General features: G+C 60.9%; 25 protein-coding genes and 1 pseudogene. 15 read left to right on the forward strand and 11 right to left on the reverse strand.

Annotated features, from left to right (window positions below):
* Nucleotides 1-43: 43 nt before the first annotated feature.
* Nucleotides 44-742 (reverse strand): hydrolase, encoded by a 699-nt coding sequence (locus tag GWQ29_RS02595; protein WP_265422803.1) that lies wholly within the window; start codon nucleotides 740-742, stop codon nucleotides 44-46.
* A gap of 94 nt (nucleotides 743-836) precedes the next feature.
* On the opposite strand from GWQ29_RS02595, the gene GWQ29_RS02600 reads away from it, so the two are divergent.
* On the forward strand, nucleotides 837-1,478 hold the full coding sequence (locus GWQ29_RS02600) for a TetR/AcrR family transcriptional regulator (RefSeq protein WP_265422804.1): 642 nt from the start codon (nucleotides 837-839) through the stop codon (nucleotides 1,476-1,478).
* A 174-nt stretch (nucleotides 1,479-1,652) separates the two neighbouring features.
* Here GWQ29_RS02600 and GWQ29_RS02605 read toward each other — a convergent pair whose 3' ends face one another.
* From GWQ29_RS02605 to GWQ29_RS02615, 3 genes are all read right to left on the reverse strand, one after another.
* The gene (locus GWQ29_RS02605; RefSeq protein ID WP_275918691.1) at nucleotides 1,653-2,429 is read right to left on the reverse strand and encodes a transporter substrate-binding domain-containing protein; all 777 of its coding nucleotides are present in this window, start codon (nucleotides 2,427-2,429) and stop codon (nucleotides 1,653-1,655) included.
* A 49-nt stretch (nucleotides 2,430-2,478) separates the two neighbouring features.
* A complete protein-coding gene (locus tag GWQ29_RS02610; protein ID WP_275918754.1) occupies nucleotides 2,479-3,708 on the reverse strand; it encodes a winged helix-turn-helix domain-containing protein in 1,230 nt (409 codons plus the stop codon).
* Nucleotides 3,709-3,782: 74 nt separating this feature from the next.
* A complete protein-coding gene (locus GWQ29_RS02615; RefSeq protein WP_275918692.1) occupies nucleotides 3,783-4,421 on the reverse strand; it encodes a class I SAM-dependent methyltransferase in 639 nt (212 codons plus the stop codon).
* A gap of 238 nt (nucleotides 4,422-4,659) precedes the next feature.
* Between GWQ29_RS02615 and GWQ29_RS02620 the strand changes: the two genes are divergently transcribed.
* From GWQ29_RS02620 to GWQ29_RS02650, 7 genes are all read left to right on the forward strand, one after another.
* Nucleotides 4,660-5,304 carry a thermostable hemolysin gene (locus GWQ29_RS02620; protein WP_005317227.1) on the forward strand — a complete coding sequence of 215 codons (645 nt, stop codon included), beginning with the start codon at nucleotides 4,660-4,662 and terminating at the stop codon, nucleotides 5,302-5,304.
* On the forward strand, nucleotides 5,301-6,797 hold the full coding sequence (locus GWQ29_RS02625; RefSeq protein ID WP_275918693.1) for an AMP-dependent synthetase/ligase: 1,497 nt from the start codon (nucleotides 5,301-5,303) through the stop codon (nucleotides 6,795-6,797). The genes GWQ29_RS02620 and GWQ29_RS02625 overlap by 4 nt, the downstream gene beginning before the upstream one ends.
* On the forward strand, nucleotides 6,794-7,450 hold the full coding sequence (locus GWQ29_RS02630; RefSeq protein WP_265462870.1) for an iron-containing redox enzyme family protein: 657 nt from the start codon (nucleotides 6,794-6,796) through the stop codon (nucleotides 7,448-7,450). The genes GWQ29_RS02625 and GWQ29_RS02630 overlap by 4 nt, the downstream gene beginning before the upstream one ends.
* A 70-nt stretch (nucleotides 7,451-7,520) precedes the next feature.
* Nucleotides 7,521-8,390, forward strand: coding sequence for an SDR family oxidoreductase (locus GWQ29_RS02635; protein WP_275918694.1), 870 nt, complete (start codon nucleotides 7,521-7,523; stop codon nucleotides 8,388-8,390).
* 1 nt (nucleotide 8,391) lies between these two features.
* On the forward strand, nucleotides 8,392-9,024 hold the full coding sequence (locus GWQ29_RS02640) for a tetratricopeptide repeat protein (RefSeq protein ID WP_265422810.1): 633 nt from the start codon (nucleotides 8,392-8,394) through the stop codon (nucleotides 9,022-9,024).
* A 112-nt stretch (nucleotides 9,025-9,136) separates the two neighbouring features.
* Nucleotides 9,137-9,826 (forward strand): response regulator, encoded by a 690-nt coding sequence (locus GWQ29_RS02645; RefSeq protein ID WP_265422823.1) that lies wholly within the window; start codon nucleotides 9,137-9,139, stop codon nucleotides 9,824-9,826.
* Between the two features lie 76 nt (nucleotides 9,827-9,902).
* Nucleotides 9,903-11,348 (forward strand): ATP-binding protein, encoded by a 1,446-nt coding sequence (locus GWQ29_RS02650; RefSeq protein ID WP_275918695.1) that lies wholly within the window; start codon nucleotides 9,903-9,905, stop codon nucleotides 11,346-11,348.
* A gap of 74 nt (nucleotides 11,349-11,422) precedes the next feature.
* On the opposite strand, the gene GWQ29_RS02655 is transcribed toward GWQ29_RS02650, so the two are convergent.
* Nucleotides 11,423-11,926: an ATP-dependent zinc protease gene (locus tag GWQ29_RS02655; protein ID WP_265462868.1), complete on the reverse strand. Its 504-nt coding sequence runs from the start codon at nucleotides 11,924-11,926 to the stop codon at nucleotides 11,423-11,425.
* 403 nt (nucleotides 11,927-12,329) lie between these two features.
* On the opposite strand from GWQ29_RS02655, the gene GWQ29_RS02660 reads away from it, so the two are divergent.
* The 5 genes from GWQ29_RS02660 to GWQ29_RS02680 all read left to right on the forward strand — a co-directional run bounded on the left by GWQ29_RS02660 (nucleotide 12,330) and on the right by GWQ29_RS02680 (nucleotide 17,442).
* Complete coding sequence (locus GWQ29_RS02660) at nucleotides 12,330-13,373, forward strand: GMP reductase (RefSeq protein ID WP_265455705.1); 1,044 nt, start codon at nucleotides 12,330-12,332, stop codon at nucleotides 13,371-13,373.
* Nucleotides 13,374-13,686: 313 nt separating this feature from the next.
* The gene (gene earP, locus GWQ29_RS02665) at nucleotides 13,687-14,874 is read left to right on the forward strand and encodes an elongation factor P maturation arginine rhamnosyltransferase EarP (protein WP_275918696.1); all 1,188 of its coding nucleotides are present in this window, start codon (nucleotides 13,687-13,689) and stop codon (nucleotides 14,872-14,874) included.
* A gap of 45 nt (nucleotides 14,875-14,919) precedes the next feature.
* A complete protein-coding gene (gene efp / locus GWQ29_RS02670) occupies nucleotides 14,920-15,486 on the forward strand; it encodes an elongation factor P (protein ID WP_021138194.1) in 567 nt (188 codons plus the stop codon).
* A gap of 119 nt (nucleotides 15,487-15,605) precedes the next feature.
* Nucleotides 15,606-16,358, forward strand: a complete 753-nt coding sequence (locus GWQ29_RS02675; RefSeq protein WP_021138193.1) for a DUF3530 family protein — start codon at nucleotides 15,606-15,608, stop codon at nucleotides 16,356-16,358.
* Between the two features lie 127 nt (nucleotides 16,359-16,485).
* Nucleotides 16,486-17,442 (forward strand): D-2-hydroxyacid dehydrogenase, encoded by a 957-nt coding sequence (locus GWQ29_RS02680; protein WP_125599522.1) that lies wholly within the window; start codon nucleotides 16,486-16,488, stop codon nucleotides 17,440-17,442.
* A gap of 70 nt (nucleotides 17,443-17,512) precedes the next feature.
* On the opposite strand, the gene GWQ29_RS02685 is transcribed toward GWQ29_RS02680, so the two are convergent.
* Nucleotides 17,513-17,986, reverse strand: coding sequence for a YMGG-like glycine zipper-containing protein (locus GWQ29_RS02685; protein ID WP_212538966.1), 474 nt, complete (start codon nucleotides 17,984-17,986; stop codon nucleotides 17,513-17,515).
* Between the two features lie 234 nt (nucleotides 17,987-18,220).
* Nucleotides 18,221-18,560, reverse strand: a pseudogene (locus tag GWQ29_RS02690) (diguanylate cyclase); the annotation flags it as partial.
* A gap of 307 nt (nucleotides 18,561-18,867) precedes the next feature.
* Between GWQ29_RS02690 and GWQ29_RS02695 the strand changes: the two are divergent.
* A complete protein-coding gene (locus tag GWQ29_RS02695; RefSeq protein WP_275918697.1) occupies nucleotides 18,868-19,470 on the forward strand; it encodes a nitroreductase family protein in 603 nt (200 codons plus the stop codon).
* 62 nt (nucleotides 19,471-19,532) lie between these two features.
* On the opposite strand, the gene GWQ29_RS02700 is transcribed toward GWQ29_RS02695, so the two are convergent.
* Nucleotides 19,533-20,186 (reverse strand): HAD-IA family hydrolase, encoded by a 654-nt coding sequence (locus GWQ29_RS02700; protein WP_275918698.1) that lies wholly within the window; start codon nucleotides 20,184-20,186, stop codon nucleotides 19,533-19,535.
* Entirely contained in the window at nucleotides 20,183-20,407 is a 225-nt protein-coding gene (locus tag GWQ29_RS02705) for a hypothetical protein (RefSeq protein ID WP_058393800.1), read from the reverse strand. Before GWQ29_RS02705 ends, GWQ29_RS02700 begins: the two co-directional genes overlap by 4 nt.
* A 115-nt stretch (nucleotides 20,408-20,522) precedes the next feature.
* On the opposite strand from GWQ29_RS02705, the gene GWQ29_RS02710 reads away from it, so the two are divergent.
* Entirely contained in the window at nucleotides 20,523-21,485 is a 963-nt protein-coding gene (locus tag GWQ29_RS02710; protein ID WP_275918699.1) for a LysR family transcriptional regulator, read from the forward strand.
* Here the strand turns inward: GWQ29_RS02710 and GWQ29_RS02715 are convergent.
* Nucleotides 21,471-22,427: a sensor domain-containing diguanylate cyclase gene (locus GWQ29_RS02715; protein WP_021138185.1), complete on the reverse strand. Its 957-nt coding sequence runs from the start codon at nucleotides 22,425-22,427 to the stop codon at nucleotides 21,471-21,473. The two genes, GWQ29_RS02710 and GWQ29_RS02715, sit on opposite strands and share 15 nt — an antisense overlap.
* Nucleotides 22,428-22,629: 202 nt before the next feature.
* Complete coding sequence (locus GWQ29_RS02720; RefSeq protein WP_275918700.1) at nucleotides 22,630-23,289, reverse strand: cold shock domain-containing protein; 660 nt, start codon at nucleotides 23,287-23,289, stop codon at nucleotides 22,630-22,632.
* Nucleotides 23,290-23,314: the final 25 nt, after the last annotated feature.

Genomic DNA, 23,314 nt, shown 5'->3' on the forward strand with positions numbered 1-23,314 from the left:
ACCAGACACCCCACGCTTGTTGGCACCAACCATGGGCGCGTCTTCACCAAAGCTGCGGCGCGGATTCACGGCCGTTTTCCGCATAATAGAGCGACGGCAAAAACTGCGCCAGATAGCTGAACTCGCTATAGCAGTGGCGCATCAGATTGAAGCCGATTTCGTCCGGCACCTCATCAAGTGGATTGGCGCAGGCCTTGCCCAGCAGGAAGCGGCTGCGCAGCACGCAACCATAAGGGGTATCGCGCGCCAGGTGCAGCATCTCGCCGTCCAGCGGCGCCCCCTGCTCATCCAGAGCCACCTGATCGCCAAAGCCGATGCGAGCGCAAATGGCGGCAGACAGTGCCTGCGTCTCCCACGCCTCGTGTAGCGATTGAGGGGCGAACACCTCTTCGGCGCTGTGAAACTTGAGGCGGGCCGCCACCGGCGGCAGTTCGGCAAGCCACTCCACCGCATCTATGCTGGCCCCCACATAGCGCTCCCCTTTTTTCCAGTGATGGTCCCAGCCCCGGTGCTCGACGTGGTCATGCGGGTGCCACCACTTGATGTGCTGGGTCGTCTCGAAAAACGTGAACCACCAATCCAGCATGCGCCCCTTGCACCCATGCAGATCGGTGCGGATGGCGACCGTCAGCAAGCCGTCGGTACTGCGGGTCAGGCCCATTTCCAGGCGCAGCGGCTGCAGCCTGAGCAACTCATTGATGTCATTGACGCCCCAGGGGGCAAGCAAAGCGGAAGGATTCATGATGTGACTCCGATTTAATTTGGAAACCAAATTCGTTTCTTAATTTAAGCTATGCCTGTATGCTGTGTCTGTCAATGCTTTCCAGGAGCCAAACATGTCAAACCAATCCAATGACATAGTACGTTCACGCGGCCGGCCGGCCACCCCGGAATCCGACCTGCGCGCCGCTCTGGTCGAGGCAACGCTGACCTTGTTGCTTAAGGGGGGGTACGCCACCGCAACCGTGGATGCGGTAGCCAAACAGGCGGGGGTTGCCAAGAAGACCCTGTACCGCTTCGCCGCCAACCGCGACGAGCTGGTGGCACAGGCGGTACGCAGCTGGACCGATGCATTTCAACCGGCATTCGAGCTGGATGCCGGTAGCCCCGATGCCCTGGGGGAGATGCTGGAGCAGGGGTTGCAGGCCATTGCGAGCCAGGTGCTGAGCGCGCCGGCGGTAGGCATGTTCCGGCTGCTGCAACATGAGTTTCAGGGGCGGGATGCACTGCTGGCGGCCTATCAGGACAACGGCATTGCGCGCGGCAGGGCGACGCTGGCGGACTGGTTGCAGCGCCAGCAGCAACTGGGTTGGCTACGCGCGCTCGACGTCGCACAAACCAGTGACCTGCTGCTGGCGATGACCATGGCGGAGCCGCTACGCCAGATGGCACTCGGCTTGCTGGCGCCGGGCAGCGACATCCGCGAGCGCATCGCCGCGGCCGTTGCGCTGGTGCTGCCTGGTTTGATGCGAGGGTAGGCACACACTATCAACAAGGATTCGACGTCACGGCAAAGGCGCTTAGGCCTGCCCAAGCAGGCAAAGGGCTGGGCGGCATCTGACAGCGGCGACCTGCCGAGAGTACCCCGCTTCCCGCCGGTCCCATCCCGGTCATTCAAAAACCGGGCCTGATGTCCGGCGTGTGGATGGCTCTCACTCCATCGGCGGCAGGAAGCTGCGCATCACCTCGTCGCTGTAACCGCTGTCCTGAAACGAGATCAGCACCTGATTGAGGCGGGTAACCAGTTCGAACCCGCGCGGGGAGCCCTTGCTCACCAACAGATAGAAGCCTTTGCGGCTGGGCAGGGAGAGGTTGAGCAGGCCGCTCTCACTTCGATAGATGCCAAGGCCAATTCCACTCACCAGCGGTTCTATTTCACTTGGCAAGAAATCACAGCGATCCCGCCCCAGCATATCCAGCGCCTGCTGCAGTTGCTTGACCAGATGGGGCTCCCGCGTCAAGCCATAGGGGGCATAGTTGTAACCAATCACGCCGCACACACGGGAGCGATTGACCGTTTGTAGATCCGGCGCCTCGGGGAAGCGACGTTTGAGATAGAAAAAACCGAGGTGGGTGTAGTAGAGCGGCACGCTGTAGAGGGCATATTCGGCCCGCTCCGGCTTGTAACTGGCATCCCAGGTCAGCTCGCACAGGCCGTTCTGACGATAGTCCGCCAGCTCCTGCTGTACCCGCGCCCAGGGCAGATAGCGGATCTGGTATGAGATCCCCAGCTTTTTCAGGGACTCGAGCACCAGCGTAGTGGCCGAGCCAGTGAGTCGGCTGGTATCGGGTACGCCATCCTTGCGCTCCCAATAGGTAAAGGGAGCCCATTCGTTCCCCTCCCCCAGGCAGATCTGCACCTGCGGTTCGGCCGCCTGAGCCAGACTGCTGGCTCCCAGCCCCATCAACAGCAAGATTGTTCGGTTCATTGCCCCCTCCTTGACTACCTATGCAACTTAGTTCAGTCGGCCAGTCCCCTCATGTCTCAGACCTGACTGTGTCACACCACAGCGCCAGCAGGGGCGTGGGAATGACGCCGTATTGCAGGGCCGGCGTCTGATGCCAGTCGGCCAGCTTTTGCAGCGCTCTGGCCAAACCCTGCGCCAGGGTACGGGTCACTCTCACCCCATCTTCCAGATAGAGGCTCTTGATCTCGAAGATCCCCTGCTGGCGATGGGCCTTGGCATCCATGCGCCCTACCAGCTTGCCACGGTGCAGCAGCGGCAACACGAAGTAGCCATACTGGCGCTTTGGCGCCGGGGTATAGCACTCGATGCGATAGTCAAAGTTGAACAGCTCGCTGACCCGCTTGCGATCCCAGACCAGGGGATCAAACGGCGACAGTACCGTGGTGTGAGTTGCCTTGAGGGTACCGGCCCGGGCCATGGCCAACTCATCGGCGAGGGAAGCATGAACAAAGGCACCGTGCTGCCACCCTTCCACCCGTACCGGCAACAGCTCCCCCTCGTCCGCCAGCTGATGGAGCAGGGCATCGTATTTACCGCGGCGCAGCCGATAGTAGTCGGCGACCCAGCCGGTCTTGACCAGCCCAAGGGCGCGGCAACTTGCCTGCACCATCTCCCGCCGGACCTGTTCCTGGCTCGGCAAATCCCGCTCGTCACACCAGTCGGGCATGACCCGTTCGGCGAGATCATAGACTCGCTGGAAATTGCGCCGCTCGCGCACCATCAGCTGGCCTGCGGTAAAGAGCACCTCAAGATGGCGTTTCTCCGGCTTCCAGTCCCACCAACCGTTGCCCTTCTCCCCCTTGCGCTCAAAGTCGACGGCCCGCACCGGGCCATGCTGACGAATACGCTCGATAATCTGGCCTATCTCCTGCTGATGGGTGGCGAGCCAGTTGGCCGAAAACTTCCAGCCCATGGCGGCAGGATCCAGCATGCGATGACGCAGCAGGCGGTAATCCTCGCGGGGAATGAAACAGGCCTCATGGGCCCAATACTCGAAGATGTCCCCCTCGGCCAACAGTTGTTCGAGCCAGCGAGGATCGTACTGCCCCAGTCGGCTGAACAGCACCAGATAGGGGCTGCGCGCCACCACTGAAATGGTATCTATTTGCAGCAGCGCCATACGCCGAATGGTCGCCAGCAGATCCGCAGGCTTGGCCTTGGCACGACGCGGGGTCAGCAGCCCCTGGGCTGCGAGCTGCAGGTGGCGGGCATCTTGCAGTGACAAATGAGGGATCGACATGGAAATAGGGGCATCCGTTCCAGGGTTTAAGGCCATCAGCATGCCCAACTCATGACCAAATGAAAACGCCCTGCTCAGGGTTTGGTGAAGACGACCACATCCCCATGGGGAAACAGGACGTCGGCCTGCCAGCGAATGGCCACTGCGCGAAACGATGCCTCGGCAAAAAAGACGATGTGAGTCGGGTCGTGGCGGTAGCGCCAGGTTTTGAAACGGTCGTCGTCAAGCACCCGCTGGGTCTGCAGCACCAGGATGCCGCCGGGCTTGAGGCAGTCCCAGAGCACGTCCAGTACTGCGCGCGGGTCGGCGATATGCTCGATTACCTCAGTGCTGGTGATGAAGTCATATTGGCGGGTGAGCAAGTCGGGAAGATTGGCATAGAACTTGTCATAACCCGCCATCTGGTAGCCCGCCTCCCGCCCCATGGCGATGAGCGCAGGCCCGGGGCCACAGCCAAAATCGAGGCCGCTGGCCGGTGGCGGCACCCGGCTCAGCACCTCGCCGAAGGCACGCATCAGAAAATGGCGGTAGCGGGGATCGTCCACCTGATTGTCGTGTCCGTCATAGACTGCCTTCTCCGCTGACGACCCCAGATGATCGGCTCCATCCAGCCAGACCAGCTCGCAGGACCGGCAACGATGGTAATGCTTGCCGGCCACCGGCAGCGCATAGGAATCGACTGAACCGCACAGCGGGCAAGGAGACGGGCACATGGGATTTCCTCACGAGAGTGACAGGCCCAATCCGGGATGGGCTCGAAATGGGCGCCAGCTTGCCTGCCCGGACGGCCGCTGACAAAGGGTTTTGTCCCATGGAATAACTGCCTGCAGCCCCGCTAGTTGCGGCTGTTTTCTGTTCCTTTGGGTAAAAATGAGACTGTTCTTCCCACTCTTAAGTGTTTCTTAAGTTTGCCCCTTTAGTCTGACCCTAACAGACAAGAAGGAGCCATCCATGACCACAGACATTCAAGCCCCCTACCGGCTGATCCTGGCCGACACCCCGGAACAGGTCATGGCCTTGCAGGCTTATATTCAGGCCGCCTACAGCCACGAATTCGATGCCCGTATCCCCCACTTCCTGCCCTGCTTGCTGGGTCTCTACCGGGCCGATGGCTTGCTGGTCGGCGCCTGTGGCCTCAAGCAGGCCAGCGAGGAGCGCCTCTATCTGGAACAGTATCTGGATCAGCCCATAGAGGCAGCCATCGAGACACGGCTGGGTGTGCGTGCCCGGCGGGATCGCATCGTCGAGGTCGGCAATCTGGCCTGCAGCGAACCGGGCAATGCCCGCCTGATGTTTGCGGCGCTGTGTCGTTTGCTGTGCGACAACGCCCTCGATCACGTTGTCTTCACCAGCACAGCCAAACTGCGCAACAGTTTTCATCGCCTCAGTCTCAGCCTGATCGAGCTGGCCCCCGCCAGGGCCGACCAGGTCGGAGAGGATGCCAATGCCTGGGGAGCCTACTACCACTGCCAGCCCAAGGTGATGGTGGGTGACCTCAATCAGGGGCGGCAAGCCCTGGCCCAGGGCAGCTTGCTGCTCTCCTTGCTCGCCCCCATGCCATCCCTGTTCAACTGCCCGCAGCGGAGCGCCTTATGATGCTGTTCGACCGGATAGCCCACTTCGCCCACAGTGATCCGCACAGCACGGCGCTGAGCGGCAGCAATCATAGGATCAGCTACGAACAGTTGTGGCTGCAGATCTCCGCCCTGGCCGAGCGCCTGCAACAGGCAGGCATTGCCCGGCTGGCACTGCAACTGGATAACGGCCTGCCCTGGGCGCTGGTCGATCTCGCCTGCGCAAAGGCAGGCATAGTCGTCATTCCTGTGCCGCACTTTTTCAGCCCGGAGCAGCAGGAGTGGCTACTGGAGAGCAGCGGCGCAGATGCCCTGATCGGCCCTCATCACCAGGGCTGGCAGGCAAGCGCGCCACTGCTCCTCTCAGTGGGTGAATTGCCATTGTGGCGCATCCAGCCGGTACGGGTGCCCACCCTGCCCGCCGGTACCGCCAAGATAACCTACACCTCCGGCAGCACGGGGCAACCCAAGGGGGTCTGTCTCTCCCTTGAACATATGATGGCGGTCTGTGATTCGCTGGCCCGGCGAGTCGCCCCGGCGCAGGTAGAGAAACACCTGACCCTGTTGCCGCTGACCACACTGCTGGAGAACCTGACCGGCCTCTACGTGCCGTTGCTCACCGGTGCCTGCAGCCGTATTCCCTCGCTGGGTGAACTGGGATTTTCCGGCTCCAGCAAACTGGATCCTGCCACCCTGACCCAGGCCCTGCTGCGCTGGCCAACCCACAGCCTGGTGCTGGTGCCCGAGTTGCTGCGCCTGCTGCTCGCCCTGTGCAGTGCCGATGTGGCACTGGCCGAACGCCTCACCAGCCTGCGCTTCGTCGCCGTGGGCGGCGGCAAGGTCGCCCCCGAGCTTATCAGCCGCGCCCGCAAGCTGGGGCTGCCGGTATTTGAAGGCTATGGCCTGTCGGAATGCGGCTCCGTCGTCGCACTCAATGGGCCTGATGGCCACAGCCTCGGCAGCGTGGGTCAGTCCCTGCCTCACTGCCGGATCAAGATCGCCGCTGATGGCGAGATCCTGGTGGAGGGCGCTGCCATGCTGGGTTATTTGGGGTCAGACGAACAACAACCCGCCCGGCTTGCCACCGATGACCCTTCTACCGTGCAGATCGCCACCGGCGATCTGGGTCATCTCGATGAGGCGGGTTACCTGCACATCACGGGGCGCAAGAAGAACGTGCAGATCACCGCCTTTGGCCGCAACTTCTCCCCCGAATGGGTTGAGGCCGAAGCCCAGCTATGTCCGGCCATTGCCCGCATCGTGATCTTCGGTGACGGCCAGCCGGCCAACGTCGCTCTGATCCAGCCACAGCCAGGCACCGACGCCCTGCTGGCCCAGCAGATCGAGCAGCTCAACCATCGCCTGCCCGACTACGCCCGCATCCATCACTGGCTGCCGGTGACACTGGATCAGCATCCCGATCTGCTGACTGCCAACGGTCGCCCCCGCCGCGAGCGGATCTATCACCACTTTTCCCGTCAAATCAGCCAATGCCTTACCGGAGAGACCTCATGAGCTTCTATCACACGCTGCAACACGCTACCGCATCGGCACGGGAACATCTGTTCAATGCCCCCATCATAGAGGCGTGCCGCAAGGGAGATATCTCCCGCGGCACCTATGTTGATTTTCTGTCTCAAGCCTTCTATCACGTGCGCCATACGGTACCGCTGCTGATGGCCACAGGCGGCAAGCTGGGTCAGGAGTACGAATGGGTACGGGGCGCCATTGCCGAATATATCGATGAGGAGTACGGCCATCAGGAGTGGATCCTGAACGATATTCGCGCCTGTGGCGGGGATGCCGAGGCGGTGCGCCATGGCCAGCCCGGTCTGCCCATCGAGCTGATGGTGGCTTTTCTCTATGACCAGATCCAGCGCGGCAACCCCATGGGATTCTTCGGCATGGTGCAGGTGCTGGAAGGCACCAGTGTCGCCATCGCTCTGACCGTGGCCGACCAGTTGAAGGCTGGCCTCGGTCTGCCCCCCCAGGCCATGAGCTACCTGAGTTCCCACGGCACCCTGGATCAGGAGCATCTCAAGTTCTTCGAGTCCCTGATGAACCGGGTGGAAGATCCCGCCGATCAGGCCGCCATCATCCACTCGGCCAAGGTGGTTTATCGCCTCTATGCCGACATGCTCTATCAGCTGACAAACAACCCGCAATGAGACGGCAAAGGGAGAAAGACATGTCGCTCACCCACGGCAGGATCAATAAAGGAACAGGAACCCCAACCCTATGAAACTGCAAGGAAAGCGAGTGCTGCTCACGGGCGCAAGCGGCGGGATAGGCGAAGCACTGGCCCAGGAGCTGGCGGCGCAGGGGGCACACCTGTTGCTGCACGGCCGCCGAGCCAGCGTGCTGGATCGCCTCTGCAAGGAGCTCCCCCATCCGGAACGCCACCAGACAGTGGTCGCCGATCTGGGATCCCACCAGGAACGGGCCCGTTTGCTGCAACACCCTGCATTGGAAGAGGGGTTGGATGTGCTGATCAACAACGCTGGCTGCAACCAGTTCGCCTGGCTGGAAGATCAAAGCGCCGAGCAGGTGGAGCGTCAGCTGCTGCTCAATATTGAGGCCCCTATTCAGCTTACCCGCACCCTGCTGCCCCATTTGCGCAAACCCGCCATCATCATGAATATCGGCTCCAGCTTTGGTGCAATAGGGTATCCGGGTTACAGCGTCTACTGTGCCAGCAAGTTCGCTCTGCGCGGCTTTAGCGAAGCGTTGGGGCGGGAACTGGAAGGCTCCGGCATCAAGGTGCTGCACTTCGCTCCCCGTGCGACCCGTACCAGTCTCAACTCAGAAGCAGCATACGAGATGAATGCCGAGCTCGGTACCCAGACCGACAGCCCGCAGGAAGTTGCCGAAGCCGCCGTCATCGCCCTGTGCAACGAGACCCGCCGCAGTTGGCTCGGCTGGCCGGAAAAACTGTTCGTACGGCTCAATGCCTTGCTGCCCGGCATCGTCGATCGGGCGCTGGCCAAACAACTGCCCATCATTGAACGCTACGCCCGCCACCTTCCACCAAGGACGGCAGACACCAGCGCAAGCGCTGCGCCGCAACCGGCATTGTCCCGCCCGAACCCGACCAAAAAGGAACCTTGATATGAGCTTTTCCCTTCACTCTGCCACCTCCTGTGCCATCGCCCTCCTGCTGGGTTCAAGCTGTGTCGCGGCTGCGGATGATGCGCTCATTCCGATCCAGCAACAGTGGGCAGTCTGCCAGTACCAGCAAACCGGCAAGGCCAAGGAGAGCTGCCTTGAAACCCTGAGCAGCCAGGCCGATCAGGCCAGCGCCAAAGAGGCCTTTCGGACCGACCTGCTGATCTGGTCGGCCATCGTCAAGAGCACATGGGCCGGTGCCAAGGGTGGGCTTGATGCCCTGGGTCTGGTGAAAGAGGCCAAGGCCAAACTGGAGATAGCCCTCAAGCAGGATCCCAAGGCGCTGGAAGGCTCTGCCTACACCAGTCTGGGCTCACTCTACTATCAGGTACCGGGCTGGCCGGTGGGATTTGGCGATGATGAAAAGGCAGAGGAGCTGCTCAAGCAGGCGCTGGCACTCAACCCCGCCGGCATAGATCCCAACTTCTTCTATGGCGATTTCCTGCTGGATCAGGGTCGCAAAGCCGAAGCGAAAACCTATCTGGACAGGGCGTTGGCCGCACCGGACCGCCCCGGTCGCGAGCTGGCAGATCAGGGCCGTCGCCTCGAAATTCGCAACCGGCTCGCCAAGCTATAAACCAGCCTGATAAATCAGTGATGTAAACTCTGCCCGCCCGCTTGCATACTGGTGGGCAGCGTCGTTTATGTCACTGGCGTAAACCATGAATCAGGTAGCAAGGGGGAACACAATGCGGATCCTGCTGGTAGAAGATGATGTGATGCTGGGCGATGGCATGGTGGATGCCCTGCGCAGCAGTGGCTACACGGTGGACTGGCTGCAGCAGGGGCTGCCTGCCCTGTCTGTGCTCAAGAGTGAGGAGTTCGCCGCCCTCATTCTGGATCTCAACCTGCCGGACATCGACGGCATCAGCTTGCTGCGCAAGTTGCGCCGGGAAGGCCAGGCGCTGCCGGTACTGATCCTCACGGCCCGCGATGCCCTGGACGACAGGGTGCTGGGGCTGGATGCGGGATCCGACGATTACATGGTCAAGCCCTTCGCCCTGCAGGAGCTCAATGCCCGCCTGCGCGCCCTGGTGCGGCGCAGCAAGGGGCAAGCCCAGGCTGTGCTCGAATACGGCGACATCCTCATCCACCCGGAGTCACAACAGGTCACCTATCGGGGCGAACCGGTCAAGCTCACCCCCCACGAATACAAGCTGTTGCAGGAGCTCGTTACCCAGAGCGGTCGGGTACTGAGCAAGGATCAGTTGCAGCAGAGCCTGTATGGCTGGGATGAAGGCGCCGAGAGCAATGCGGTAGAGGTGCATATCCACCATCTGCGCAAGAAGTTCTACAGCGACCTCATCCGCAATATTCGCGGTGTCGGCTATATAGTCCCCCAGCTTGAACAGTCACAGCACAAAGGTCACCTTGCATGAGTCACCCAGGTTCAGCTCGCGGCAGCGGCAACATATCCCCCGACTCTGAGCCACCACAGCACAGGGAGCCCTTTGCATGAATCACCCCCGCTCCATCCGCCGCTTTCTGCTCTCCGGCATATTGGCGCTGGTCAGTACCAGCCTGGCCATCAGCGCCCTTATCGGTTATCTGGAGGCGAGCCACGAGATGGAGGAGCTGTTCGATGCTCGTCTCGCTCAATCCTCCCGCATCACCAACCAGCTGCTCAGCCGCTATCTGGATCAGCACAGCGCCCTGCCCGCCAACGGCACCGTCTATGAAGAGTGGGAACAGCACAACCCGGACCAGTGGCAAAAGGACACCAGCTTCAATCTGCGAGGAGAGGACAGGGAGCTGACCCCCTTTGGGCACGAGTTCGAGCGCAATCTCTACTTTCAGCTGCTCAATGAGCAAGGCGGCATACTGCTGCGCTCCCCGAGCGCACCAAACCAGCCCTTGGTCGAGCTGGCTCCCGGCTTCAACACGGTAGAAAAAGACCGGCATCAATGGCGTACCTTTACCCTCTACAACCAGAACGAGCATACCTGGCTCGTCGTGGCGGAGCGGGATGACGAGCGCAGTGAGCTGGCCAGCAAGATGGCTACCCTGACCATGTTGCCGCTGCTCATTACCCTGCCCTTCCTGCTCGGTCTGCTGTGGTGGCTCATCTCTCGTGGCCTGGCACCGCTGCGACTGCTGGCACAGGCCATAAGCGAACGTCATCCAGCCAACTTGAGCCCGCTCAACCTGAAGATCCGAGCCAAAGAGCTGACCCCGCTCACCGACGAGATCAACCGCCTGATGCACGCTCTGGCCGACACCATAGAGCGGGAGAAGCAATTTACCAACGAGGCGGCCCACGAGCTGCGCACGCCGCTGGCAGTACTGCGCATCCACAGCGAGAATGCGCTGGCCGCCGAGGATGACGCCAGCCGCCAGCAGTCACTGCACAAGATGTTGCTGGCGCTCGATCGCAGCGATCGCTTGATCCGCCAGTTGCTGACCCAGGCGCGCATCGACAGCCAGCAAGGATTGGAGCTGACCGAACTTGACCTGGGGTATTTGCTGCAAGGCACACTGGCCACGCTGGCGCCCATCGCCCTTAAAAAGGGCCAGCAGCTGTCACTGGAGGGGGCCGAGCACTTGACTGTAATGGGTCAAAGCACACTGCTGGATCTGATGTTCAGCAACCTCATCGACAACGCGCTGCGTTACACCCCGGCTCAGGGCGAGATCGCGGTCGAGGCGCAGCAGGAGGGCAATCGGGTCAGGATCGATATCCGCGATACCGGCCCCGGCATTCCCACTGCGGCTCTATCGCGCCTGTGTGAGCGCTTCTTTCGGGTCAATCCCCAGCAAGGTGACGGGGTCGGGCTCGGCATGGCCATCGTCTCGCGCATCGCCCAGTTGCACGGCGCAGATCTGGACATCCACAACCGGCCAGAGGGAGGGCTGGAAGTCAGCGTGCGGCTGCCTGCTCCGCCCCTGCGTACCTTGGCATAAAGCCGGCAAGGCGCATCAATAAAAAGTGGAGGCCGGAGCCTCTACTTCCTTGTTCATGACATTCACACTGACCTTCAACGGCAAGCGGGCTTCACCGTAAAGGTTTGGCTCGAATCCACAGCACCCAGCTCCGCCAGCAGGCGGCGGCCAATCAGCACCGGATAGATCATCTTGCTGCGATCCCTCAGAGTGAACCACTCCTTGTACACCTTGTCCCCCAGGCAGATGGACATGGTCACGGTCGGTCGCTGCTCCATACCACCGGCGCCTCGCACCTTGACCATGCGCTCCACCGGCCGCTCCAGCGTCTGGCTCACCGACTTGTTGGTGTTGGCATCGGTCAGTTGCAGGGTAAAGCGCACCCAGGATTTGCCATCGCGCTTGAAGTGGTGCAGATCCCGCGCATCCATTGAAGAGGTCAGTGCGCCTGTATCGAGTTTCATCTTCACCGCCACACCGCCTGGCATGATCAGTCCCTTCTCAATCCAGCCATACACGGCAGGGGACGCTGCCGCCCATGCCACTCCCGGCAGGGAGAGGCAAGCCAACAGCAAGGTCATGGTTCGCAATACAAGCATCTTCATTCCTCGTCAGATCAGGGCCGACAAGGGCCCGAAAGGCCAAGAGTGGGGATGGAAACGCCTGCTGTCAACTGACGAAACGCGGCGTCATGCCGGTGAACACGGCGCTCGAGCTGCCCGCGTCAGGATCACGGCCTCAGGCCATAAAGGGATTCTTTTGAGGTGCTACCTGGCGGAAGCGTTCGGAGAAAAAGTGGTGCTGGATGACACCTGAGGCTGCGCTCAGGTTGTGACGCCAAAGGCTACCACAATGATGTGTGAATTATCAGTCTTGTTCTGGCGGGATTTTTGCCTACACTGTTGTAAACCGGAGGCCCTGAAAACCGCCGGTTTTTTTGCGCCTGCCGAAAATTGACCACTGCAAAAGTGACTTTCAACAAGGCTCAATAAGGAATTCGTAATGCGTATCGAAGAAGACTTGAAGCTCGGTTTCAAGGATGTCCTGTTCCGCCCCAAGCGCTCTACCCTCAAGAGCCGTTCCCAAGTCAGCCTGACCCGTCAGTTCACCTTCAAGCACACCCAGACCCAATGGCAGGGCGTTCCCGTCATCGCCGCCAACATGGATACCGTCGGCAGCTTCGCCATGGCCAGGACACTGGCAGGCTTCGAGATGATGACAGCGGTACACAAGCACTACAGCCTTGAGCAGTGGCAAGCCTTCGTCAACAGCACGGATCCGGCACTGCTCGGCCATGTCATGGTATCGACCGGCACCTCCGAAGACGATTTCACCAAGACCCGCCAGATCCTGGCCATGTCAGCCGCCCTGCGTTTCATCTGCGTGGACGTGGCCAACGGCTACTCCCAGCACTTCGTCGAGTTCCTGCGCAAGATCCGTGAAGCCTGCCCGAACCATGTCATCCTGGCCGGCAATGTGGTCACCGGCGAGATGGTCGAGGAGCTGATCCTCTCCGGTGCCGACATCGTCAAGGTCGGCATAGGCCCTGGATCTGTCTGCACCACCCGGGTCAAAACCGGCGTTGGCTACCCCCAGCTCTCCGCCATCATAGAGTGTGCCGATGCGGCCCACGGTCTGGGCGGCCAGATCGTCGGTGACGGCGGCTGTACCTGCCCGGGTGACGTAGCCAAAGCCTTCGGTGGCGGCGCCGACTTCGTGATGCTGGGCGGCATGCTGGCAGCCCACGAGGAGTGTGGCGGCGAAGTGGTGGACGTGGATGGCACCCCCTTCATGAAGTTCTACGGCATGAGCTCATCGAGTGCCATGGACAAGCATGCCGGTGGCGTCGCCGACTATCGCGCCTCCGAGGGCAAAACCGTGCTGTTGCCCTATCGCGGCCCGGTCGAGAATACGGTGCGCGACATCCTGGGCGGCGTGCGCTCCACCTGCACCTACGTCGGCGCCAGCCAGCTCAAGGAGCTGACCAAACGGACCACCTTCATCCGGGTACGCGAGCAAGAAAACAACGTCTACGGCAAGGAATGAGCTTGCCCCGAGACGAGAAAGGAGCTGAACTCAACACACACCACCTTCACCCGGGTGCGCGAGCAAGAAAACAACGTCTACGGCAAGGAATGAGCTTGCCCCGAGAAAGGAGCTGAACTCAGCACACATCACCTTCACCCGGGTGCGCGAACAAGAAAACAACGTCTACGGCAAGGAATGAACCTGCCCCTGCTGGCAGCCATCGCAACGCGATGAGCCAGGCAGGCTGACGACAGTCCCTTCGAAGCCAGCCAACCGGTGTGCTACCCTGCACACCGGTTTTTTTGTATCTCTTTTCCATCGGTGCCCTCACATGACAACCTCTTCGCCACTCAAACTACCGCCATTCGACTGGGATATTTTCTGCTGCGTCGTGGACAACTTCGGCGACATAGGCGTCACCTGGCGGCTCGCTCGTCAGCTGAAACAGCAAGACCAGGGTAGCGTCAGGCTCTGGGTGGACGATCTGGCCAGCTTCGCCCGCATCTGTCCGGGGCTCGATCCCGCGCTGGACGGTCAGTGGCAACAGGGCATCTATATCCAGCACTGGCACGACGCGCTGCCGGCGGATGTGATCCCGGCAAAGGTGGTCATAGAGGCGTTTGCCTGCGAACTGCCCGCTGCCTTTACCCAACGTATGGCGCAGCAGCAGCCAACCCCCTGCTGGATCAATCTGGAGTACCTCTCGGCCGAGAGCTGGGTCGAAGATTGCCACGGCCTTGCGTCGCCCCAGCGGGTCGGCGACCTGAGCCTCAACAAATACTTCTTCTTCCCGGGCTTCACCCCCAGCACCGGCGGCCTCTTGTGCGAACAGGGGCTCATCGCCGAACGTGACCAGTGGCAACAGGATGAGACTGGCCTTGCCGCCTACTGGGCCAGCCTGGGATTGCCGCCCAAAGGGGACAATGAGCTGAGAGTCAGCCTCTTTACCTACGAGAGCGAAGCGCTTGTGAGCCTGATAGAGGGCTGGTGCCAGAGCCCAACCCCCGTCACTTTGCTATTGCCGCTGGGGCGCTCGCTCAATGACGTGCTGAGCGGCGCCGGCCTTGCGAGCGCCATCGCCACCGCCAAGGCGGGGGATCTGCTGCACGCGGGCAGCCTCACCATCAAGCTGCTGCCCATGACGGATCAGGCAGGCTACGACCGGCTGCTGTGGAGCTGCGATCTCAATCTGGTGCGCGGCGAGGACTCCTTCGTGCGGGCACAGTGGGCCGCCCGCCCCTTCCTGTGGCACATCTACCCACAGGAAGAGCAGGCCCATATGGTCAAGCTGGACGGTTTTCTCGATCACTATCTGGCGGACTTTCCCCCGGAGGCAGCCCAATGGTTGCGGGCTTTCAACCACGCCCTCAACCTGGGGGAAGATACCAGCAAACTTTGGGCCCAATGGCCCCGATATAGCGCCATTTGGCAGCAAGATGCGCGAAGCTGGTCACATAAGCTGCTCGAGGACGGGGATCTCGTCACGCGGTTGGTGAAATTTTTAGAAAGCCGTATATAATCTGGCAGTTTTTATCCGTCCGTTTCACGAACAGGAATTTTTTACATGAAAACCGCACAGGAAATCCGCGCTGGTAACGTAGTCATGATCGGCACCGAGCCGATGGTGGTCCAGAAGGCTGAGTTCAACAAATCCGGCCGTAACTCCGCCGTGGTCAAGATGAAACTGAAGGGTCTGCTCAACGGTAGCGCGACCGAGACCGTATTCAAGGCCGACGACAAGCTGGACGTGGTTCAGCTGGAGCGTAAAGAGTGCACCTACTCCTACTTCTCCGACCCCCTGTATGTCTTCATGGATACCGAGTACAACCAGTACGACGTCGAGAAAGACAACCTGGGTGACGTGCTGAACTACCTGGTAGACGGCATGGAAGACATCTGCGAAGTGACTTTCTACAACGAGAAAGCCATCTCCGTAGAACTGCCGACCACCATAGTTCGCGAAGTTGAGTACACTGAGCCGGCCGCCCGTGGCGACACCTCAGGTAAAGTAACCAAGCCTGCCCGCCTGAAGGGCACTGGCTACGAGCTGGCTGTTGCCGCCTTCGTAGAGATCGGTGACAAGATCGAAATCGACAGCCGCACCGGCGAGTTCAAGCGTCGTCTCTCCTGATCGACCCCTTGAATTGAATGCAAAAAAGCGAGCCATTGGCTCGCTTTTTTATTGATCCCCTGGCCGCACTTCAGAAAACCGGCCCGCCGCCGCTAACCCAGTTAACCGGGGAGCGTACTATGGCCAGATTATCCTTATCACTGCTGTTACTGACCCTGCTGGCAAGCGGTGCTTCGCAGGCCAGCGAAGTCACGCCACCCGCCCCCCTCGACTATTGGCAGAACAGTGACTGGCAAGGACTGCCCGATAGCACCCAGATCGACAAGCAGACAGTGCTGTTCGCCAAGCACGACAGCGACAGCTATGTGGGGCTGGCGATCCTGCTGCCGGACTGGCAGCGCAGCGGCCAGCTGTGGCAACTGACCCGGGCCCTCGGCCGGCTCGGCTTCGATACCCTGCTGCTGCTTCCCTCTCCCCAACAGGCGGAGCTGGACCCCGCCGCCGAGAAGAAACAGCAGGCCATCGACGACTTTCGCAAACAGTTTGCCGCCCGCATCATCAAGCTGGGGGATGCCAAACTGCAAGAAGGGGGCTTCAAGCTGATACTGGCCCAGGGCACCAGCGCCGCCTGGGCCACCAATCTCATCGCCAGCGAGCAAGTGCCCGCCCCCGATGCTCTGGTGCTGCTCGATGGCTTCTTCCCGAATGTGCAAAGTAACCAGACCCTAGCCAAGCAGGTGGCCCAGGCCACCATGCCGACCCTGGATCTCTATCAGGAAGAGGGAGGGCGCTGGCCATTGCTGGCCGCCGAAGCTCGTCGCAGCGAGAGCCGCCGCAGCCACAAGCTCAACTACCGTCCCTACGCCTTGATGGAGCTGGATGAAACACCGACCCGCATTCAGGGTTGGCTCACCCACCTCGGCTGGCTCTGACCTCGACCTGCCCCCAAAATGCAGCCAGCGTCACAGACAGCGCCATTGATTCACCATTGACGGCGTTCAGGCTGGCTCCCTGGCGCCCATATTTGGCATCATGACGGCTCCAATGGCAGGAGGCGTCATGCAGCAGATAGTTTTTCTCGATAGCGATACCCTGGATGCGGGCATCACACTGCACAGGCCCGACTTTCCTCATCACTGGCAGAGCCATCCAAGCACGGCCCCCGAGCAGGTGGTGGAGCGGCTCAAGAATGCCAGCATTGCCATCATCAACAAGGTACGCATCGGCGCCCCTGAGCTGGCACAACTGCCGGATCTCAAGCTGATCGCCCTGGCGGCCACCGGCAGCGACAACGTGGATCTGGAGGCGTGCCGGGCAGCCAATGTCGGGGTGTGCAACATCCGCAACTACTCGGGCCCCTCTGTGCCGGAGCACGCCATGGCACTGATGCTGGCCCTGTCGCGCAACCTGTTTGCCTGGCGCCAGTCCCTGCTGGAGGGGCGCTGGCAGCAGAGCGGCCAGTTCTGCTTCTTCGACCACAACATCATGGATCTGCACGGCAAGCAGCTCGGCATCATAGGCAAAGGTACCCTGGGTCAGGCGCTCGGCGAACGGGCGCAGGGGATGGGCATGATAGTGCGTTACGCCCAGAGCCAGATAGGCGCCAGCCACGACGAAGATAGGCTGCCGCTGGATGCGCTGCTGCAAAGCTCGGATGTGGTCAGCCTGCACTGCCCGCTCACCCCCTACACCCGCCACCTGATCGGCGAACGGGAGCTGGCCTTGATGAAACCGGGCGCCTTGCTCATCAACGTGGGCCGTGGCGGCCTGGTGGATGAAGCGGCACTGCTCAAGGCGCTGGCCAACGGTCGCCTCGGCGGCGCCGGTTTCGACGTGGCGAGCGTCGAGCCGCCGCCCCCGGATCATCCGCTGATGCAGGCTTTGCAATACCCCAATTTCATCCTGACGCCCCATGTGGCCTGGGCCAGCGAGGAGTCGATGCAGCGCCTCGCGGATCAGCTGATCGACAATATCAACGCCTTCGCCGAGGGACGACGCCAGCACCGGCTGGTCTGAGTCATATCATGCAAAGAGGGGCCTGTTGGCCCCTCTTTCTAGTTGTCGCCAGCACGCCGCAAGGCTGACATCAGTCATCGTCGTGCCATCTGTGTTTCTTGTGCTTTTTGTGCTTCTTATGTTTCTTGTAGTGATGATCGTCGTCGTAGCGGTTGTTATTGCTTTTGTGACCATCCCCCGTCTTGGCACCGATGGCCGAGCCGCTGGCCCCCCCGACACCGGCCCCGATCAGCTGGCCTGTGCTGCCGCCGACGCTCTTGCCGATGGCCGCGCCACCCAGTGCACCGACGGCTCCACCCAGGGCAGCCTCATTCTTGTTTCCCTTATTGGCAGTGGCGGCGCCACCGGCCGCACCGCCGAGTGCCGCACCGACCAGGGCTCCGGTATCGCCCCCCAGCTCTTTGCCAATCATGGTGCCCGCCACACCGCCTGCACCGCCACCGAGTATGGTGTTGAGGGTTTCCGAGGCCTGCACAGCGCCGCTCATCAGCAGCAGGGAGCCCAACAGGGCCAGGGCACTCATGCCGCGCTTTTTCATCTCCATGGGGTACTCCTGTCAAACCTGATTAATTTCCCCTGCACTATACAAATGGCCACCCGCCGCGCCAGTAGCGCAAACAGCCTGGCATTTAATCCAAAGGAATCCCGGCAAGACGTCAGGAAGAAAAATAAAAAATTAACACCATGAAAATAAAGATAAAAAATCTCAGTTCGGCACAAGGTGAACGGTATTTAGTCCAACGTCAGGCTGTCGCAGCCCGGCGCGGGCATGCAGGGATCAGACAGATATTGTCACCCCGGGGGATGCAGGCTCACCGCCAGTATCCGGGGATGGAGAGCGATGCCAGCGATCCCGACCTGGTCGCTTGCTCTGGTAGAGGCATTCGTCGGCTCGCTCGAACAAAAAGAGGCCATCCTCCGGGTAGTGGGCACCGCCCGCGCTCAGGGTGACCTGTGCCTGGATTCCAGCCAGTGCTGGTTGCGTACCCGCGCAAGCAGATGATGCAGTCGTGACTCCCGCTCGTGGCGCTCCCACGGCAGCAGGGCAGCAAACTCGTCCCCCCGATCCGATAGACGGCGCCGGTGCCAGGCTCGGCAGTCAGCAGCTCGCCTACCCGGTTGGGCACCCGCTTGATCATCACGCTGCCACTGAAACAGTCGATGTGAACCGAACTTGTGGTGAAAAGACAGGATCAATAGTCGATAGAAATCGGCTGGAGAACCGCCTATGGATTAAAAACGCCAGAATGTGAGGCGGCTCATTCTTCCCTGCCAACCAATATCCACGGAGAGTAAAAACAGTGACCACTGGGCGTTGACGGTTAAGGAGGAAACGAGTGTTATAGTCTATAGCTTGCACAATCGGAGCCGGATGGCCTTGCAACAACCACCGAATGCGATTATCTGTCAAACAAAGGAGATGTTATGAGCAGTCCGTTTATCGAACAGATCAAAGTACGTCGTACCATCTATGCCCTGGGCGACCAGGTGTCTCACACGCCGGAGCAGCTGACGACCCTGATCCAGGATGCCATCAAGCACAGTCCCTCCTCTTTCAACTCCCAGAGCTCCCGCGCCGTCATACTGTTTGGCGCCCAGCACCACAAGCTGTGGGATATCGTCAAGGCCGAGCTGAAGAAAATCGTGCCACCGGACGCCTATGCCCAGAGTGAAACCAAGGTAGATGGCAGCTTCCGCGCAGGGTTCGGCACAGTGCTGTTTTTCGAGGATACGGATGTCATCAAGGATCTGCAGCAGAAGTTTGCGCTGTATGCCGACAACTTCCCCATCTGGTCGGAACATGCCACCGGCATCGCCCAGTTTGCGGTCTGGACCACCCTGGCCCAGGAGAAGGTTGGCGCCTCCCTGCAACACTACAATCCGCTGATCGACGAAGCGGTACGCAAGGAGTGGGACCTGCCCACCAGCTGGCTGCTGCGCGCCCAGATGCCTTTTGGCAGCATCAAGCAACCGGCTGGCGACAAGACCTTCATGGATGATGCAGTGCGGTTTCGCGTCTTCAAATAACCCGGCCCCCACATCCGCTTCAAGCCCCCGCTGGTCGGGGGCTGCTTGTTTCCAGACGCCTGTCAGGTCAGCAGGCCAACCTGCAACATACCCTTCTCGTCTTCCTCCACACTCACCTGACGCCAATCCTGGATCACGGCTATGACGGCCGGATCCAGCAACCGCTTGCCTCCGACCTGCACCACGGCGCAGCCGGCTCGCAGGGCGCTCTGTATGCCAGCCGGTGCATCCTCGAACACCAGACAGTCGGCGGGGGCAACCCCGAGCCCCTTGGCCCCCAGCAGATAGGGTTCGGGGTCCGGCTTGCCATGAACCACGTCCTCCGCTGCCACCAGCAGGGTAGGCAACGGTAAACCGGCACTCTCCAGCCGATGGCGGGCAACCCTCTGGCTGGCGGAGGTGACCAGCGCCCAGCGCTCGGCTGGCAAGCGGGTCAGCAGAGCCCGGCTGCCCATGATGGCTTCACCGCGCCCGGTGTGATGGATCTCCAGCTCATCGAGCAGGGCGACCTCCTGCGCCATGTCCAGCTGCGGCGCCAGGGCCCTGATCACCTCCCGCGAGCGCAAGCCGTGGCACATCGCCAGCACGGGCTCAGGGGCCAGCTGATGACGTCGGCACCAGAGCCGCCACACGGTTTCCACCTCGTCGGTGGAGTGAACCAGGGTGCCATCCATGTCCAGCAACAGGGCCGCAGCCCGCAGGGTGAGCCGGGTCATGACGAAGCCCCAGCCAGCACATTGCTGAAGGCCCGCTGCTGGGCACTCTGCTCATAACAGGCCAACGCCTGCTCGGCATTGCTCGCCCACACTTGCAAAGGCCCGACGACGAAGCCTTGTTGCAGCAGGCTGGTCAGCAGTTCTCCCGTCTCCGGCGCAGCCAGTGGCTGGGCCATCACCAGGGTTCCCTTGATCAGAAACAGATAGCGTTCGGTAGACATGATATGGCTCCTTGTTGCACGTCAGAGCGGGCAAATGGCCCGTAACGAGACCATTAGAACAAGGCAGTTAGATAATTTATAATCAATTAATCGCCACATTGGATAACCAAACGGAATGAAATTCGACTTGAGGCAACTGCAGGCATTCGTGATGCTGGCCGAGACCACCAACTACCGGGAGGCTGCCAGCCGGCTGTTTATCACCCAGCCGGCGCTGACCAAGCAGATCCAGGGGCTGGAGCTGGCCCTTGGCAGCACCCTGTTCAACCGGGGTCGCCATGGCGCCCAACTGACTGCCATCGGCACCCAGCTGCTCACCCAGGCCAGCGCACTGGTCGAGCACGGCAGGGGATTTGAACGCCATGCCCTGGCGCTGGCGAGCGGCATTGCCGGACGGCTCAAGATCGGCTTCGGGCTGTCCAGCTTTGCGCTGGCTCCTTCGCTGGTCGCCCGCTTCAAGCAGCAGGTACCCGATGTGATGGTACATATGCAGGACATGACCTCAGCCACCCAGCATGAGCGTCTGCTGTCGGGTCAGTTGCAACTGGGCTTCATGCGCAGACCACAGGCCCCTCAATTGCAAGAGTACAGATTGCTGACCGACCGGCTGGTGCTGGCCGTTCCCAGCCAGATGACGGGGCCGGATCCGGCCACCTTCGACGTTGAGTGGGCCCTCGCCAACCAGCCCCTGCTGCAAATGGTCGGCCATCGTTGTCCTGGGCTGAGCCAGCAGATCGCCAGCTTCCTTGGCGCCAACCGGCTGACCGCCATAGTCCAGGAAGCAGAGGATATACAGACACTGGTCGCGTTGGTGGCCGCCGGGATCGGCAACGCCATACTGCCACGCAGCGTCAGCTTTATCGCGGGCCAGGGTGTTACCCTCTACCCCTTGTCCGGGCCAAAGTCAGAGTGGGAAATCAGTCTGGTCTGGAATTCCGAGTTTGCCGACCCTATTCGCGATCGATTCCTGCAACTGGTCATGGCGGCACATCCCGCACCTCAGCAGGCAGAGTCCGAAGGGATAAGGCCTTGCCACGGTCCCATTATCGAATGTGGCCTTCACTCAAGGGTTGGGTAATGAGGGACAAGCCACGCTGTGGCAACGGTTCTTCCCCTCCTTCTTGGCCGTGTAGAGAGCCATGTCGGCAGCGGCCAGCAGCTCATCTTCCGAGACCAGCACCCGCTCAGGGAGCTGGGTAGCAATGCCGATACTGGCGCTGAGCCGGGCATCGCCCAGCTCATTCATACTCAACTCCTTGATCCCGAGGCGAATCGCCTCCCCCATCCTCAAGGCTGCCTCCTTGCCGGTATTGCCGAGGACCACCGCAAATTCATCGCCCCCGAACCGGCTTGGCAGATCCGCAGGCCGCTGGCAAAAGGCGTTGAGCAGGTGACCCACCTGCCGCAAGAGATCATCTCCAACCTGATGGCCGAAGTGATCGTTGCACGCCTTGAAGTTGTCCAGATCGAGCATGATGAAGGAGATGGGCGTGCGCTCCCGCATGCTGCGGCGCCACTCGTTATGCAGAAAACTGTTGAACAGGCGCCGGTTGGCAAGACCTGTCAGGGGATCATGCTGGGAGAGGTGGGTCACATCCAGCTCCAGCAACTTGCGCTCAGTGATATTGATATGGGTGATGGTATAAAACTCGACATCCACCCCTAGTACGGGGGAGACCCGCATCATGAACCAGCGCTGTATATCCGGGCTGTGGCAGGGATACTCCAGATGGAAATGGTCCTGTTCGCCACAGAGCACCCGGCGGATCCCCTCTGCCGCCATCAGCACCAGCGGCTCGACGGCGCTGTCGAACACCCGCAAGTAGTTGATACCAAGCCAGTCATACCCTTTTGGCATGCCATTTTGCTCGGCAAACCGGTTCCAGGCGAGGTTGGTGTAGTGGATAACCCCAGCCCGATCAATCACGGCGATCTGGTCCTCCAGCGAGTTCAGCAAGGCTGCCAGGTACTGCGCCCGTTCGGAAAAGTGAAACAACGAGCCCTGAAAGTAATCCACCATGACCATGATCCTGAAAAATAATAAACGGCATATACGGCAACAAACGAGTCAGCACTAGAAGTAAAGCCGCCATCCGTCACCTTGCCAACAAAGGTGGCGCCAACGAACAGACAGGGCCTGGCCCGGTATTACCCTATCCGACATGGCGCATCAGCATGAAAAGAGCTGTGGATATTAGCAGCGGCAATCGGGCAGGCCAGCCTCAGTGGCCACACCACTGCCGTTCACAGGGCACCCCATCCCCCTCTCCGTCCATCTTGGTGTTCGGGCAATGTCGCAAGAACCAGGTAGCCTCCTCGCAAGAGGTCATCTGGGAGCAATACTCACGACCATCGCACTGATAGCTGAGAGTAGAGGTCTGTGGCGTGCTACGGGAGGCACTGCCTTCATCACCGATGAAGGAGGAAACCGGCAAGGGGACCACAGAGTCGGTCGAAAAACGGGAGTAGAGGGAGAACAATCCCACCACCAGCAGCAGGGGGATCACTTTGCCACGCCAGCTGCTCTTGTGGCGATAGGCGGGGCGAGGGCGGGATCCAGGTCTGGGTGATGCTGGTTGTGACGATCGGGTGCTGGTCTCTCTGCCGAGCCGGGGGGATGCAGAAGGTGGATTGAACCCGTCCGCCAGCGACAAGGGTCTGTCGGGAAAGAACACCTGCACGGCTCTGGGCTTGTCATCCTTGCCAGTGCCTAGCTGGTAGGAGACGCGCTCCCCGACGTTGGGCAGCGAGCCATCGGATTGCAGGGCCGAAATGTGCACGAACAGTTCGCTCCCTTGCTGCTCGCCCCCCTCCTGCTCCGGCGTGATAAAACCGAAGCCTCGCGCCTCGTTCCAGCTCGCGATCCGTCCCTGATAACGCATGCCCTCATCCTTGTGGCCATCAATG

The sequence above is a fragment of the Aeromonas sp. 2HA2 genome (genome assembly GCF_029237345.1).
GTDB lineage: Bacteria > Pseudomonadota > Gammaproteobacteria > Enterobacterales > Aeromonadaceae > Aeromonas > Aeromonas salmonicida.

Excerpts from the sequence above, each read along its gene's own strand:
- GWQ29_RS02595 (WP_265422803.1), bottom strand. The coding sequence starts at position 742 with ATGAATCCTTCCGCTTTGCTTGCCCCCTGGGGCGTCAATGACATCAAT.
- GWQ29_RS02600 (WP_265422804.1), top strand. The coding sequence starts at position 837 with ATGTCAAACCAATCCAATGACATAGTACGTTCACGCGGCCGGCCGGCC.
- GWQ29_RS02605 (WP_275918691.1), bottom strand. The coding sequence starts at position 2,429 with ATGAACCGAACAATCTTGCTGTTGATGGGGCTGGGAGCCAGCAGTCTG.
- GWQ29_RS02610 (WP_275918754.1), bottom strand. The coding sequence starts at position 3,708 with ATGTCGATCCCTCATTTGTCACTGCAAGATGCCCGCCACCTGCAGCTC.
- GWQ29_RS02615 (WP_275918692.1), bottom strand. The coding sequence starts at position 4,421 with ATGTGCCCGTCTCCTTGCCCGCTGTGCGGTTCAGTCGATTCCTATGCG.
- GWQ29_RS02620 (WP_005317227.1), top strand. The coding sequence starts at position 4,660 with ATGACCACAGACATTCAAGCCCCCTACCGGCTGATCCTGGCCGACACC.
- GWQ29_RS02625 (WP_275918693.1), top strand. The coding sequence starts at position 5,301 with ATGATGCTGTTCGACCGGATAGCCCACTTCGCCCACAGTGATCCGCAC.
- GWQ29_RS02630 (WP_265462870.1), top strand. The coding sequence starts at position 6,794 with ATGAGCTTCTATCACACGCTGCAACACGCTACCGCATCGGCACGGGAA.
- GWQ29_RS02635 (WP_275918694.1), top strand. The coding sequence starts at position 7,521 with ATGAAACTGCAAGGAAAGCGAGTGCTGCTCACGGGCGCAAGCGGCGGG.
- GWQ29_RS02640 (WP_265422810.1), top strand. The coding sequence starts at position 8,392 with ATGAGCTTTTCCCTTCACTCTGCCACCTCCTGTGCCATCGCCCTCCTG.
- GWQ29_RS02645 (WP_265422823.1), top strand. The coding sequence starts at position 9,137 with ATGCGGATCCTGCTGGTAGAAGATGATGTGATGCTGGGCGATGGCATG.
- GWQ29_RS02650 (WP_275918695.1), top strand. The coding sequence starts at position 9,903 with ATGAATCACCCCCGCTCCATCCGCCGCTTTCTGCTCTCCGGCATATTG.
- GWQ29_RS02655 (WP_265462868.1), bottom strand. The coding sequence starts at position 11,926 with ATGCTTGTATTGCGAACCATGACCTTGCTGTTGGCTTGCCTCTCCCTG.
- GWQ29_RS02660 (WP_265455705.1), top strand. The coding sequence starts at position 12,330 with ATGCGTATCGAAGAAGACTTGAAGCTCGGTTTCAAGGATGTCCTGTTC.
- earP (WP_275918696.1), top strand. The coding sequence starts at position 13,687 with ATGACAACCTCTTCGCCACTCAAACTACCGCCATTCGACTGGGATATT.
- efp (WP_021138194.1), top strand. The coding sequence starts at position 14,920 with ATGAAAACCGCACAGGAAATCCGCGCTGGTAACGTAGTCATGATCGGC.
- GWQ29_RS02675 (WP_021138193.1), top strand. The coding sequence starts at position 15,606 with ATGGCCAGATTATCCTTATCACTGCTGTTACTGACCCTGCTGGCAAGC.
- GWQ29_RS02680 (WP_125599522.1), top strand. The coding sequence starts at position 16,486 with ATGCAGCAGATAGTTTTTCTCGATAGCGATACCCTGGATGCGGGCATC.
- GWQ29_RS02685 (WP_212538966.1), bottom strand. The coding sequence starts at position 17,986 with ATGGAGATGAAAAAGCGCGGCATGAGTGCCCTGGCCCTGTTGGGCTCC.
- GWQ29_RS02695 (WP_275918697.1), top strand. The coding sequence starts at position 18,868 with ATGAGCAGTCCGTTTATCGAACAGATCAAAGTACGTCGTACCATCTAT.
- GWQ29_RS02700 (WP_275918698.1), bottom strand. The coding sequence starts at position 20,186 with ATGACCCGGCTCACCCTGCGGGCTGCGGCCCTGTTGCTGGACATGGAT.
- GWQ29_RS02705 (WP_058393800.1), bottom strand. The coding sequence starts at position 20,407 with ATGTCTACCGAACGCTATCTGTTTCTGATCAAGGGAACCCTGGTGATG.
- GWQ29_RS02710 (WP_275918699.1), top strand. The coding sequence starts at position 20,523 with ATGAAATTCGACTTGAGGCAACTGCAGGCATTCGTGATGCTGGCCGAG.
- GWQ29_RS02715 (WP_021138185.1), bottom strand. The coding sequence starts at position 22,427 with ATGGTGGATTACTTTCAGGGCTCGTTGTTTCACTTTTCCGAACGGGCG.
- GWQ29_RS02720 (WP_275918700.1), bottom strand. The coding sequence starts at position 23,289 with ATGCGTTATCAGGGACGGATCGCGAGCTGGAACGAGGCGCGAGGCTTC.